5 protein-coding genes are annotated in these 13,396 nt (G+C 32.6%); all 5 read left to right on the top strand.

Annotation, left to right across the window (positions count from 1 at the left end; translation table 11 throughout):
- The first annotated feature begins 48 nt into the window (after positions 1-48).
- The gene (locus J8L88_RS08325) at positions 49-1,725 is read left to right on the top strand and encodes an alpha-glucosidase (RefSeq protein ID WP_211060495.1); all 1,677 of its coding nucleotides are present in this window, start codon (positions 49-51) and stop codon (positions 1,723-1,725) included.
- Positions 1,726-2,013: 288 nt separating this feature from the next.
- Positions 2,014-5,106, top strand: a complete 3,093-nt coding sequence (locus J8L88_RS08320; protein WP_211060494.1) for a SusC/RagA family TonB-linked outer membrane protein — start codon at positions 2,014-2,016, stop codon at positions 5,104-5,106.
- Positions 5,107-5,118: 12 nt separating this feature from the next.
- Positions 5,119-6,657, top strand: coding sequence for a RagB/SusD family nutrient uptake outer membrane protein (locus tag J8L88_RS08315; RefSeq protein WP_211060493.1), 1,539 nt, complete (start codon positions 5,119-5,121; stop codon positions 6,655-6,657).
- Between the two features lie 89 nt (positions 6,658-6,746).
- A complete protein-coding gene (locus J8L88_RS08310) occupies positions 6,747-10,058 on the top strand; it encodes a VCBS repeat-containing protein (protein ID WP_211060492.1) in 3,312 nt (1,103 codons plus the stop codon).
- 1 nt (position 10,059) lies between these two features.
- Positions 10,060-13,386, top strand: coding sequence for a VCBS repeat-containing protein (locus J8L88_RS08305; protein ID WP_211060491.1), 3,327 nt, complete (start codon positions 10,060-10,062; stop codon positions 13,384-13,386).
- Positions 13,387-13,396 lie beyond the last annotated feature (10 nt).

Below are 13,396 nucleotides of genomic sequence, written 5' to 3'. Positions count from 1 at the left end.
CTTTAGTAAGTAAGAGTAAAGATTGTTTAAAAATTAAAAAAATGTTAAGTGAAGCTTACTTGGTTTAGAAAAGGAACGATTTATCAAATATACCCTCGAAGTTTTAATGATAGTGATAATGATGGTGTCGGCGATCTTAAAGGTATAATAGAAAAGTTAGATTATATAAAGAGTTTGTATGTTGATATTATTTGGTTGAGTCCAATTTTTAGTTCTCCAAATGATGATAATGGATATGATATTAGTGACTATTGCTCGATTATGCCTGAGTTTGGTACTATGGAGGATTTCGATGAATTGTTGAAAGAAACACATAAAAGAGGGATGAGATTAATATTGGATCTCGTAGCAAATCATTGCTCAGATGAGCATAACTGGTTCGAAGAAGCTAAGAAATCAAAGAATAGTCCTTACAGGGATTATTTTCATTGGAGAAAACCAGGGCCAGATGGGGGAGTTCCTAATAATTGGAAATCATTTTTTGGAGGAAGTGCTTGGGAGTTAGATGAAGCCTCTGGGGAATACTACCTACATTTATTTACAAAAAAACAACCAGATCTTAATTGGGAAAACCCTAAGGTTAGAGAAGAGATTTATAATGCAATGAGGTTTTGGTTGGATAAAGGAGTAGATGGATTTAGGATGGATGTAATTCCTCTAATCTCAAAACCACTAGGGTATCCAGATGCACCTGATTTTGGGTTTAGAAAAATTATTGAAGAAGTGTATGCTAATGGCCCTACAGTTCATAAATATTTAAAAGAAATGAATGAAGAGGTTATTAGTAAATATGATGCATTTTCGTTAGCGGAAGGAGTTGGTATAGATGATAGTAAAGCTGGACTTTATGTCAATGAGGATAGAAATGAATTAGATATGTTGTATCATTTTGATATTTTAGAATGTACCATAGTCAATGGGAAATTTGAAGAAGTTTCTCCTTTTAATTTAATTCAGATGAAGGAGATTTTTAAAAAATGGAGAGATGCAGTACATCGAACGGGATGGATTGCAAATGCGATGGGGAATCATGACTTTGCTAGAATGGTATCTAGGTTCGGAGATGATAATAAATATCATTCAGAGTCTGCAAAAATGTTGATAACAATGCTGTCTACACAAAATGGAACCTTAAACATTTATCAAGGAGATGAGATTGGTATGACCAATATATCCTTAAATAATATTGATCAAGTAAGAGATGTGCAGTCTTTAAATTTTTATAGTGAGAATCAATTGACAAAAAGGTACTCAGAAGATCTAGCCCTACAAATGATTAACAAAGAGGGACGAGATAATGCTAGAACTCCAATACAATGGAATGATGAGATAAATGGAGGGTTTTCTTTAAATGAACCTTGGCTTAAGTCAAACCCTAATTATAAAAATATAAATGTTAAAAATCAAAATCATGATTCTACTTCTATACTAAATTTTTACAGGAATTTATTAAAAACAAGAAGGGAACATGATGTGTTTGTATTTGGTGATTTTGAAGAAATAGAGTTTGATAATCCTAATTTGTATATCTATAAAAAAACATTGGGAGAAGATAAAATAATGGTATTACTAAATTTTAGTAGCTCTGAAGAATCTTATTTTTATGGAAATGGGAGCAGTATTGCGAATGGATCTAAGGTTCTTGTTAATAATTATGATGACCTATTATTAGATGATAAAAGTATTGTTTTAAAGCCGTATCAAGGGGTGATATTGGATTTATGATGAAATAAACATATAGCAAATATGAATCGAGTAGAAAGTGAAATTAGTTTTTGTTTGTTAGCGAAGGAGTTTTTCTGATAGAAATTCCTTTATAAGAGGTAACATAGGGGCATCTTAAAATTATAACTTTTGTTTTCAAATATTTATTTGTGGTTATAATTCTGTCAATTGTTCTAGTATGACTGGGATGCCCCTGTTACTTAATCTTTCAAGAAAGATTCAGATTTTTAACGATAAAAGTAATAATAATTAACAACTAAATATTTAAATTTAATCAAACTCTAAATTATGAAAAGTATGATACTTAAAAAACTCATGTTTCTTTTAGTATTTATCTCGGGGAATATGATGTTTGCACAGATCACAGTTACAGGGGTGACTTCGGATGCAAACGGACCCATACCTGGGGTAAATGTCCTCGTAAGAGGGACTACCAATGGAGCGATTTCTGATTTCGATGGAAACTTTACTTTAAACAATGTGGCAGAAGATGCTACCTTGATTTTTAGTTATGTTGGATTCCAAACGAAAGCGGTATCAGTTAATGGGAAAACTGTTATCAACGTTACCTTAGCAGAAGATGCTGCCGAATTGGAAGCAGTTGTGGTAATTGGATATGGAACGCAATCTATTAAAGATGCTACAGGTTCGGTTGCAGTGGTAAGTTCTGAGGATTTTAATCAAGGATCAATTGTCTCTCCAGAACAACTTATTCAAGGTAAAACTGCAGGGGTGCAGATTACGCAAGCAAGTGGAGAACCTGGAGCAGGTGTTGCTTTGAGGATAAGGGGAACAACTTCGGTTAGATCAAATAATAATCCTTTATTTGTGGTGGATGGAGTTCCATTAGCAGGAGATGATACTGCAGCTGGAGGTAGTGATTTGGGATTAGGAACAAGTTCTGCTAGAAACCCTTTGAATTTTATTAATCCGAATGATATAGAGAGTGTAAGTATTCTTAAAGATGCTTCCGCTACAGCGATATATGGATCAAGAGGTGCGAATGGTGTTGTTATTATAACCACTAAGGCCGGTAGAGGAGCTCCAAAAGGAGTTTTTGAATATTCTTCTTCATTTAGTATAGCAAAACCAGCTCAAGAATTCGATTTATTAAATAGAGAACAATATTTGGCAGCTATAGATCAATTTGGAGGTAATGTTTCTGCTCAGGACTTTGGTGCTAATACAGATTGGCAAGATGAAATCACTAGACAAGCGGAATCAATAAACAATAGTTTGTCATATTCTCATAACTACCAAAATGGAAATGTAAGAGCATCTTTTGGTTATGGCAAACAGTTCGGTGTGGTAAAGAAAAGTTCTTTAGAAAGAATTACAGGTAGAATTAATGCTACTCACCGTTTTTTTAATAACAAATTGAAATTAAATTTACAAGGTACTTTATCTAGAGTAAATGATGAAGCTCCGCCAATCACTAATAATGCTGGATTTCAGGGTGATTTATTAGGAGCGGCTTATTCTGCTAATCCAACTTGGCCAGCACAAACAGGTTTTGTGCCAGGTGGATCAAATATTAATCCCTTAGCGTTGCTTAATTTTAGCCAAAATGAAACTAAAACAAATAGATATTTAGTTAACTTTTCAGCGGAGTATGCGATTACATCAGAATTAAGTGCTAAGGTGAATTTAGGGTATGATAATTCAGAATCCACAGCTATAAACGTATTATCTGGTAACATAACTGGTTTTAATAATGGAGCTCCTGGAAATGGAAGAGGTACTCTTAACGATATTGATGTAGAGAATAGACTTTTAGAATTTACTGTAAATTATGAAAAGGAGTTTGGGAATTCTAAATTATCCGCACTTGCAGGATTTTCTTATCAAGATTTTGGTAGAGAAGGTAGAACAGTTCAAGGTTTTGGATTTGGGACAACAGATTTAGATCAAATGGGTGATAGTCTAGAGGCTTCAGCTAATTTGATAGAAAGTTCGATTGAAGGATCTTACCAGCAGTATGGTGTAGCTCCAAATGGATCTTTCGTTAATAGATTATTTCCTGACATAGTACAAGGAGAAGCTTTAAACGCACCTTCTACACCAGTTTCTTCGGTTTTAGGAGATACATTTGATTTTACAGATGAGTTGCAGTCATATTTTGTTAGAGGTATTTATACAATTGCTGATAAATATATTTTAACAGCTACGGTAAGAGCAGATGGTTCATCAAGATTTGGACCTAATAATAGATATGGTTATTTTCCTTCAGGTGCATTTGCTTGGAAGTTAGACCAAGAAGATTTTATAGGAGAAGCTTTTTCTACTTTAAAATTAAGAGTTGGATATGGTATTACGGGTAATCAAGATGGACTTGGATTTGGTAACTTTACAATTAGACGTAGATTTAGTCCTGGGGGGATCGCTCAAGATGGTGTTATCAATGCTCCTGGAACTAGTCAAGTGTCTTTTGTTAATGACGATTTGAAATGGGAAGAAACTAGCCAGGCGAACGTTGGTATTGATTTTGGATTCTTTGGAGATCGTTTAACAGGTACAGTAGATTTTTATCATAAAGACACAAAGGATTTATTATTAAGTGCTGCAAATGCTCAGCCTACTCCGCAACCATTCAGTTTTACTAATATTGATGGTAATGTGATTAATCAAGGGGTTGAATTTGCAATTAATTATGATATCATCCAACAAGATGAATTAAACTGGAATTTTGGTTTTAATATTGCATATAATAAAAATGAACTTCAGAATTTTGATGGACAAATCCAATCAGGTCAAATAAGTGGACAAGGGCTAACAGGTGCTTTTGCACAATTATTAGCTGAGGATCAACCGTTATTTTCTTATTATTTAAGAGAATTCGGAGGTTTTGATGCTAACGGTCAATCTATTTATCCTAATGGAGATGTTCAGGAGTTTGTAGGTAAAAGTGCGCTACCAGATATTAATCTTGGTATCTCAACAAGTTTTGAATATAAAAACTGGGATGCATCTGTGTTCTTTGCAGGTCAATATGGACATTACATTTATAATAATACGGCTAATGCATTTTTTACAGCAGGTAGTATAAATGGAGGAAGAAATGTTACAACTGATGTTTTAACAAATGGAGAATCGGCATCTAATGCTCCTGATGTATCTACACGATTCTTAGAAAAAGGAGATTTCTTAAGATTACAATCAGCATCAATTGGATATAATTGGCCATTATCTGGAGAAGGAGTTTTTAAAAGTCTTCGACTTTTTGCGAATGGACAAAATCTTTTCGTTATTACAGACTATAGTGGTTTAGATCCAGAAGTAAATGTGAGTGCTCCATTAAACGGTATACCTACAGCAGGTATTGATTACACAGCCTTTCCAAGACCAAGAACCTATACATTTGGTATAAATGCAACGTTTTAAAAAATTAAGATTATGAAAGAAAAGAAATTTAAATTTGGATTATCGGCATTAATGTCAATAATGCTATTGGTCTCCTGTACAGATTTGGAGATAGAGCCTACTGATTCGGTAATTGAAAACTTAACTGGAGAATTTTCTGGTGTTGGAGATGTGGATGCAGCAGTTACGAATGTATATAATTCATTATATGGTCAGATCGGAAATCAGGCGGATTTATATGCTTTAAACGAAGTTACTTCAGATGAATTATTAGTACCTACAAGAGGAACTGACTGGGGTGATAATGGATTATGGAGAAATTTACACGAACATACTTGGAGTGCAATTCATCCTTTTGTATTAAACAACTGGAATAACATGAATACAAATGTTTTTAATACTACAGAAATTATTGACTCAAGGAGTGGTGCAGATGCTTCGCAATTAGCACAAGCTAAGTTTTTAAGAGCATTTAGCATGTTTTGGATTATGGATATGTATGGTCAAGTTCCTTTTAGAGAGCCAGACGAAGGTCCAGAAATTGACCCTAGAGTATTTACAAGAGCTGAGGCTTTAGACTTTGTAGTTACAGATTTAAACGAAGCAATTCCGGATTTACCTGTTGTTGGTCCTAGTGCTTCTACTAATAGGGCTTCTAGAGCTGCTGGTAATTATTTATTGGCAAAAGTACTTTTAAATAAGCATATTTATAATGGTACAGGAACTCCTGATGCTGCAGATATGACTGCTGTGGTAAATGCTGTAGATGCTATTGCCGGAGATGGTTTTGGATTAGTAGCAGGTTATTTCGATATTTTTAAACAAGATGTAGATAATGAAACTATTTGGTTTGCAGAAACAGGTGTAGGAAATAGAATATGGAATGGTTTACACTATAATCAAAATGCTCCAGATAATGGCGGAGGTGGATGGAATGGTTGGTCTACATTGGCAGAGTTTTATGATCTTTTTGAAGGAGATCCGAATACCAATGTTATTGGAAGTGGACAAGAAGAAAGAAGAGGTTATGTGCCTACTGATGGATCTAATTTAGGTATTGGATTTGGTTTCTTAGTGGGGCAACAGTATGATGAAACAGGAGCGGCGCTAACAGATAGACCTGGACAACCTTTAATCTTTACTAGAGATTTCCCTGGTTTATTAGGGAATGATGAAAGAACTGGAATTCGTACAATAAAGTATCACCCAGAAAATGGTTCTTTTACAAATCATGAAATCGTATTTAGATATGCAGATGCACATTTAATGAAGGCAGAAGCAATATTTAGAGGTGGTGCTTCTGGAGATGATGCATTAACGTTGATTAACGAATTAAGAACAATTAGAAATACTTCTTCTGGTCTAACTGCAGTAACTGAACAAGATATTCTAGACGAAAGAGGAAGAGAATTATACAAAGAATTCTGGAGACGTAATGACCAAATACGTTTTGGTAAGTTTGCGGAGACTTGGGGGCTAAAAAGTAATACTGAAGATTTTAGAGTATTGTTCCCGATTCCTTCTGGAGCACTTATTTCGAATCCTAATTTAACACAAAACCCTGGTTACTAACATATTAAATTGCTAAGATTTGTTAGAGTAGAGCCCTTCAAAAATTGAAGGGCTCTACTAATTAATATATTCAAATTTAGATATAACAATTGTCCAATTATTTAAAAAATATCAGTTGTAGCTTACTGCTAGTAATTATATTAATTTCTTGTAAAAAGGATAAGGAGCGTCATTTTTTTGAGTTATTGTCTGAAAAAGAAACAAGTATTTCATTTAGCAATAATTTAAAAGATACTCCAGATCTTAATATTCTAACATATCTCTATTATTATAATGGAGCAGGTTTGGCAGTTAGTGATTTTAATAATGATGGTTGGGAAGATATATATTTTGTATCTAATCAAAATGAAAATCAATTATATATTAATCAGAAGAATTTTCAGTTTAAAGAAGTTACAACAAATCTCTTAAAAGATACAAATGGTTGGTCTACTGGTGTAATAGCTGTAGATATTAATAATGATGGATTACAGGATATATATGTATGCAAAGTTGGAGATTATAAAAGTTTAAAAGGAAAGAATAAATTATTTGTAAACCAAGGTGTAGATAACGATGGTGTACCAGTTTTTGAAGAACAAGCTTCGCTTTACAATCTCGATATCTCCAGTTTTTCTACTCAGGCTAGTTTTTTTGATTATGATTTAGATGGAGATTTAGATATGTATTTATTAAATCATTCCGTGTATCCTAATCGTAGTTATGGAAGAGGTTCTAAACGTAAACAAGTTGACTCCCTTTCTGGTGATAGATTATACAGAAATGATGATGGAAAGTATTTTGATGTTTCTGCAGAATCAGGAATTTTTCAAGGTGGTATAGGCTATGGATTAGGAATTGCTACGGATGATATCAATAATGATGGATATCCAGATATATATGTTGGTAATGATTTTTTTGAAAATGACTATTTATATATCAATCAAAGAAATGGAATTTTTAAAGAAGTAATTACTTCTAATTTTTCTAAGATTCAGCATACATCTCATTATTCTATGGGTGTCGATATTGCAGACATAAATAATGATGGATGGACCGATATCCTATCTCTAGATATGTTGCCAGAGGATCTTAGTACGTATAAATCATCTGGAACTGAATATGGTTTTACTATTTACAACCAATATCTTAAAAATGGTTATAAACCTCAGTATATGCAGAATGGATTACAACTGAACCGAGGAGGAGAAGGTTTTAGTGAAATTGCATTTTTTGCTGGGATAGCTGCTACAGAATGGAGTTGGGCACCCTTAATTGCAGATTATGATAATGATGGGTTCAAAGATGTCTTTATCTCTAATGGAATTAAAGGAGCTACTAATGATATGGATTTTATAAGTTTTATTGCCAATGATAATATTCAGAAACGTATAGATAATGGTATGACCAAAGAAGATTTGGCTTTAATTGATGAACTGCCAAATAAAAAAACTACCAATTATTTTTATCGTAATAATGGTGATTTAACTTTCGAAAATGTATCCAATCAATGGTCCAAAAATATTCCATCATATAGTAATGGAGCTGTGCATGCAGATTTAGACAATGATGGAGACTTAGATATTGTTACTAATAACATTGATGGTAAGGCTTTTGTTTATCAAAATCGTGCAGATACCTTAATGAATCATAATTACATAAGATTAAAGTTAAAAGGAATTGGGCAAAATTTAAATGCAATAGGAGCAAAAGCAACTATATTTTCTGAAAATAGATTGCAAACTTCTAGTGTTAACCCTTTTAAAGGATATTTGTCTTCTGTGTCTCAGATTTTACATTTTGGTCTAGGGGATAACAAAGTTGTTGATTCTATTAAGATAGCATGGCCTAATGGCGATAGTTCTCTATATAAAAACGTAAAAATAAATAGTACAATATCTTTAAATCAGGATAGTACAAATACTTCGCTGGAAATTTTTAAAGAAAAACTAAACGTTCTTAGAAGAGAGCCTAAACCTATTAAATTTAAGCATCAAGATTATGAAACTAAAGATTTTAGTTTAGAACCTTTGGCTCCATATGCAGTATCTAATGAAGGACCTCATATATCCATCATGGATATAAATAAAGATGGATTAGATGATTTTTATACTCCTGGAGGGAGATTTAAATCTGGAACAATTTTTTTACAGGAAAAGTCAGGAACGTTTAAAGAAACAGAACAACCTGATTTAGATGTGTATAAAAAATATGAAGATATTGATCAACATTTTTTTGATGCGGATTCTGACGGTGATTTAGATCTAATCACAGTTTATGGTGGTAATGAAAATTATGCGGGATATGAGTCGAGTCCGGTTTTTTTTGTAAATAACAAAGGTAAATTTGAAGAGAGTTCAAATGCTTTTCCGGATATTAAAATGAATGCCTCGGTTGTAATTACTTCTGATATAGACAGTGATGGTGATGAAGATATTTTTATAGGTAGTAATAGTTTAACTGGGTTCTACGGAAAATCATCTAAAAATTATCTTTTTCTAAATGATGGAAAAGGTGATTTTATAGAAGTTACTTTAGATATGGCACCAGATTTATATACTATTGGATTAGTGTATGATGCAAAATTTATTGATGTTAATAATGATGGTTATCAGGACTTAATAGTAGCCGGTCATTATATGCCTATTACTATATTTATCAATGATGGAAAAGGAAATCTTCTTAAAAAGAATATTCATTCATTGAGTAAAACACATGGTTTGTGGAATTGCATATCAATTGGTGATATGGATAAAGATGGAGATATAGATATTATTGCAGGAAATTGGGGACAAAATAGCAGGCTAAAGGCTTCTTTAGAACAACCAATTCAGTTATATTTAAACGATTTTGATAATAATGGTAAAGTAGATCCAATAGTAACTTATTTCTATCAAGGAAGAGAAACTCCTATAGCTACTAAGGATGAATTGACTAAGCAAATACCAGAGCTTAACAAAAAGTTTTTGTCCTATAAAGCTTTTTCTGAAGCGGATTTTAAGGATTATTTTTCAAAAGATAAAATAGATCAAGCAGAAAAAAAACAAGTGTATATGCTTACTACAACATATTTTGAGAATAAAGGAGATTTAGATTTTGTAGCATATGATTTGTCTTGGGAAACGCAAATTTCTTCAGTTCATGATATATTAATTCATGATATGAATGAGGATGAATATCCTGATATAATTCTCGGGGGAAATACTTATGAAATTAGTACCCAATTGGGTAGGTTAGATGGATCATACGGAACTATATTATTAAATAATAAAAAAGGAGGATTTGTTAGTTCAGAAACTTTAGAATTGAATGTTAAGGGAGCGATTAGGTCTATTAAACCTATAAGAATAAAAGAAGAAGAATATTTATTGTTCGGAATAAATAATGATAGTATCCAGTTAGTCAAAAAGATAAAAGAGTAATATGAATAAATTTTTATATAGAAGTTTTATAATTCTTATCCTTTCATCTTGTGCGAAGGAAAAAATTGAGAAGTTAGAGATAGAACAAGAAGATACTTTGTTTACTAAACTTACTCCCGAAGAGACAAAAATTGATTTTGTAAATCAAGTCGATAACGAAAAAGACTTCAATATTTTTACATATAGAAATTTTTATAACGGAGGAGGAGTAGCGATTGGCGATATAAATAATGATGGTCTACCAGATGTATATCTAACTGCTAATAGAAAAGAGAATAAATTATATCTGAATAAAGGAGATTTTACATTTGAAGATATTTCTGAATCATCTAATACAACTGGAAAAAATTCTTGGTCTACCGGCGTAGTTATGGTGGATATTAATGCAGATGGGTTGTTAGATATTTATGTATGTAATGCAGGAAATGTAGAAGGTGATGACCAAAAGAATGAGCTTTTTATAAACAATGGTCCATCGGTAAGTACAGGAATTATAACATTTACTGAAAAAGCTGAAGAATATAATTTAGCTGATAGTGGCTTTACTACTCATGCAGCTTTTTTTGATTATGATATGGATGGCGACCTTGATGTGTATATACTAAACAATAGTTTTATACCAGTAAGTAGTTTGGGATACGTAAACAAGCGTAATCTTCGTGCAAAGGATTGGGATATTCCTGATATTCTAAAAGGTGGAGGAGATAAGTTAATGAGAAATGATAATGGTGTGTTTACAGATGTAAGCGAGCCCGCTGGAATATTTGGAAGTTTAATAGGTTTTGGATTGGGAGTAACTATAGGGGATGTTAATAAAGATTTACTTCCAGATATTTATGTGTCCAATGATTTTTATGAGAGAGATTACCTATATATAAATAAGGGTAATGGGATATTTAATGAGGAAATTAAGGATTGGGTAAAACACCTTAGTATTTCTTCGATGGGAGCAGATATGGCGGATATTAATAATGATGGATATCCAGAAATTTTTGTAACAGATATGCTTCCAGAAGACGATCAACGATTAAAAGAGACTAGCTCTTTCGAAAGTTATGATGTATATAAATTGAAGAAGAGTAGAGATTTCTACAATCAATATATGCAAAATTCGCTTCAACTTAATAATGGCGATAATACATTTTCTGAAATTGCTTTTTACAGTGGAGTAGCTAAAACAGATTGGAGTTGGGGAGCGTTGTTGTTTGATATGGATAATGATGGGTATCGCGATATTTATGTTAGTAACGGAATCTATCACGATCTTACAGATCAAGATTTCATGAACTTTTTTGCCAATGATATCATACAGAAGATGACGTTAACCGGTAAAAAAGAAGAAGTAGATTCGATTATTAATAAAATGCCATCTAGGCCCATCCCTAATTATGCTTTTAAAAATAATGGAGACCTTACTTTTTCTGACCTAACAGATAATTGGGGATTTGATGAGCCAACTTTTTCTAATGGATCTGCTTATGGAGATTTGGATAATGATGGAGATTTGGATTTGGTGGTTAATAATTTTAATATGCCAGTATCTATTTATCAGAATAATAGCGAAGAAAAAGGAAATAATTATTTAAAAATCAAAATAGAAGGAGCTGATAAAAACACCTTTGGAATTGGTAGCGTAGTTGAACTATATACCAAGAATGAAGTTATAAGGCAAGAACTAATACCTACAAGAGGTTTCCAGTCTTCTATAGAGTATATGATGACTATTGGATTGGGTAAAACAAAGAAAGTAGATTCGTTACAGGTAATTTATCCTAATGGAAATGCGGAAGTTATTAAGGATATTACTCTTAATGCGGTAGTTCAACTATCTCAGGAAAACGCAAAAGAAAAATACGTAGCGCCAGAAAACAAACAAGATACTTTTTTTGAAGAAATAAGTAACACTTTAGGAATGCATAAAGAAGATCCTTATGTTGACTTTGATTACGAAGGATTGATTTATAAAATGCAATCTAGAGAAGGCCCAGCTATAGCAATTGCAGATATTAATGGAGATGGTAATGATGATGTTTTTATTGGGGGTGCATATAACCAACCTGGCAAGTTATATTTTCAGAATGGAAAGGGTCGATTTACATTATCAAAATTCGAAACCGAAACATTTTTTGAAGATACCGTTGCTGTTTTTGAGGATATTGATGGAGATAAGGATTTAGATTTGGTAATAGGTTCTGGAGGGAACTTTAGAGGAGCCAGAACTGGTGTTAGAAGTTATATTAATGATGGAAGAGGATATCTTTCTCGAGGACAAATTATACTACCCAGCCTTACTAATATCTCTACATTAGCTCCATATGATTACGATCAGGATGGAGATATTGATTTATTTGTAGGAAGTCATAGTGTTGTAGGAACATATGGAATTTCTCCACAGAGTTATTTTCTAGAGAATGATGGTAAAGGGAACTTTAAAGATGTAATAGCAAATAAAGCTAAAGAAGCTCAAACTATCGGAATGATAACTGATGCCACTTGGGAAGATATAGATGGAGATGGTAAAAGAGATTTAATTATTGTGGGCGAATGGATGTCTCCTAAGGTGTTCCTAAACGATGGTAATAGGCTGAATCTAATCAAAACAAATTTAGATGAAGTTTCCGGCTGGTTTAATACCTTAGAAGCTAATGATTTAGATAATGACGGAGATGTAGATTTGGTTTTAGGTAATAGAGGGTTAAATTCTATTTATGAATGTGGTAAAGAAACTCCATCCAAGATGTATATCAATGATTTTGATAATAACGGAACCATAGAACAAATTATTACGCAAACGATCAATGGTAAGGATATTCCAATACATCTGAAGAAAGAGATTACTGCACAAATCAATGTTTTGAAGAAGCAAAACCTCAAATTTTCTGAATATGCAACCAAGTCTATTGATGAACTGTTTTCTAAAGAGGTTTTAGATAATACAACTATTAAAACCGTAAACAACTTTGCCAATTTAGTAGCTTATAACAATGGTGATGCTACTTTTGAAATAAAAGAACTTCCTAAAGAAACACAATTATCTTGTATATGTGATATAGAAACAGAAGATTTGAACAAGGACGGTCACTTAGACCTTATTGTAGGAGGTAATAATTATAGTTTTAAACCTCAATTCTCCAGATTAGATGCTAGTCGAGGAAATGTTTTGTTAGGAGATGGGAAAGGAAATTTTAAAAACCAAAGATCTTCAGGGTTTTTAGTAGAAGATGAAGTGAGAAATATGCGTTGGGTGAAGAATAAATCGGGCCAAAAGTACTTGTTGGTGGCCATTAACAATGAAAAGCCTAAAATTTTTAAAGTAGATAATAAATAGTCAAAGGGTA

This window comes from Aquimarina sp. MMG015 (genome assembly GCF_018100855.1).
GTDB lineage: Bacteria > Bacteroidota > Bacteroidia > Flavobacteriales > Flavobacteriaceae > Aquimarina > Aquimarina latercula.
This window is presented reverse-complemented; position numbering and strand designations above follow the sequence as displayed.

What these genes read in the sequence shown, in the direction of transcription:
- J8L88_RS08320 (WP_211060494.1), top strand. Translation starts at nt 2,014, where the DNA reads ATGAAAAGTATGATACTTAAAAAACTCATGTTTCTTTTAGTATTTATC.
- J8L88_RS08315 (WP_211060493.1), top strand. Translation starts at nt 5,119, where the DNA reads ATGAAAGAAAAGAAATTTAAATTTGGATTATCGGCATTAATGTCAATA.
- J8L88_RS08305 (WP_211060491.1), top strand. Translation starts at nt 10,060, where the DNA reads ATGAATAAATTTTTATATAGAAGTTTTATAATTCTTATCCTTTCATCT.